The following is a 217-nucleotide window of genomic DNA, read 5'->3' on the forward strand; positions in this document are numbered from 1 at the left end:
CGCCTCCGTCGTGGCCGAGAACATCGCCGCGGGCCAGCGCGACGCGGGCGCCGCGATGCGCAGCTGGGCGCGGTCGGCGGGGCACCGGTCGAACATGCTGCATGCGCGGGTGCGCCACGTGGGCATCGGCCAGGCGCTGGCGGCGGACGGGCGGACGGTGTTCTGGGCGATGGTGCTGGCCGCCCCGCGCTAGGCGGGGTCGACCGGCCTGTCGCCC

The 217-nt window shown here is 78.3% G+C and carries 1 protein-coding gene; it reads left to right on the forward strand.

Annotation, left to right across the window (positions count from 1 at the left end; genetic code table 11):
• Window positions 1-193, forward strand: a 193-nt coding sequence (locus tag TW83_RS17365; RefSeq protein WP_045984043.1) for a CAP domain-containing protein, incomplete at its 5' end; no start/stop codon positions are given.
• Window positions 194-217: the final 24 nt, after the last annotated feature.

This window comes from Paracoccus sp. S4493, assembly GCF_000967735.1.
Classification (GTDB): domain Bacteria; phylum Pseudomonadota; class Alphaproteobacteria; order Rhodobacterales; family Rhodobacteraceae; genus Paracoccus; species Paracoccus marcusii.